The organism is Empedobacter sp. UBA7252 (assembly GCF_002472765.1).
Classification (GTDB): domain Bacteria; phylum Bacteroidota; class Bacteroidia; order Flavobacteriales; family Weeksellaceae; genus Empedobacter; species Empedobacter falsenii_B.
The window spans coordinates 26,936-27,517 of sequence record NZ_DKSQ01000012.1; the positions used below are offsets into that span (position 1 = coordinate 26,936).

General features: G+C 29.4%; 1 protein-coding gene and 1 pseudogene. Both read right to left on the bottom strand.

The features are described 5' to 3' along the window. Positions 1–295, bottom strand: a 295-nt coding sequence (locus B2X73_RS03085; RefSeq protein WP_291095668.1) for a WbqC family protein, incomplete at its 3' end; no start/stop codon positions are given. Positions 296–395: 100 nt separating this feature from the next. Continuing rightward, a pseudogene (locus tag B2X73_RS03090) lies at positions 396–582 on the bottom strand (signal peptidase I); the annotation flags it as partial.

Here is a 582-nt window from a genome sequence, read left to right on the forward strand (position 1 = left end):
CTTCATAATATTCAAAATATGGAGAACTTTGATAAGCTGACTTTAACGATTTGATGTGTTCTTTTTGCCAATCATATTCATAAGAAGGTTGCAAATCTTTGAACAAACGTGTTCCGTTGTGTAAAATTGGAATATTCAACATTAATTTACCATTTGCACCCAAAATATACATGCGGTTACGGTAAGTTTGCTTTTGAAAATTTTCTTGAACTTCGATATCCAAAGTTTGGCTTTTTACCATTTCTGCATAGTAATCAATCGGTCCAAAATAAAAAGCTGCAAACGTATTTTTCATTCTATTATTTTATATGGAAATGTGCATTACAAGTAGCTTATAATGCACATTTATAGTGTTGTTAATTTTATAATTTAGAGGATTTTAATCGCTCTTTTTATTAATATTTGTTCTTCTTTTTCTCTTTACGAGCTTTTACAATATCATATCCAATCCAACCAATTAAGGCAATTAGAACATAAATTCCGTAAGAAGTTTTGTCAGGATTATCATTATTAATTGATGTAAAGAAACGATTCCAAATAAATTTCTTAGGAGCAGCAGGCTCGAACATTCCGTTCATATTT